General features: G+C 39.6%; 1 pseudogene. It reads left to right on the forward strand.

Annotated elements, in window-relative coordinates:
- Positions 1-525: pseudogene (locus M1F91_RS09105) on the forward strand (hypothetical protein); the annotation flags it as partial.

Raw genomic sequence — 525 nt, forward strand, 5'->3', positions numbered from 1 at the left:
TAGACCTTGCCATTGCCTTAAATGACACCTTGTACTTAAAAGAAAAAAACAAACCTGCCCTTGATTTTTATGATAGAGTGGAGGCGAGTGGACACTATATTAGCACAACTACTGGTCATTCTTATGGAGAATTTCAGGCTGGAAGGACAGCCATGGAGAGACAAGTGCCCTATAATTTTGGCTATCAAGGGGCTCCTCAGTCGGTAAACGGTAAGACTGCTAACGAGATGGTGGCAGCTGGTGACGCTGCTTGGTATAGAGAAGTTGTTGATAATAGTAATAATTTTGAAGAATTCAAAGCTAACATAATATTGTATATATTCAAGATGTCGGATTATAAAGTTCTCATCCCGATACTACCTAATGATAAAATTTTAAAACAGTATTGGGATTATCTCTCCCACTTAAAAGACACTTCGCCTGAGGTATTGAAAGCTGCTAAAGAAGAAGCAGAACGAATTGAAGCGTTGAGGAAGAATTACAAGGGTTACTCTGTGACGTTTTCCACCACGCGAGATGTGTTGA

Origin of the sequence: Streptococcus sp. oral taxon 431 (genome assembly GCF_023110115.1) — a bacterium.
Classification (GTDB): domain Bacteria; phylum Bacillota; class Bacilli; order Lactobacillales; family Streptococcaceae; genus Streptococcus.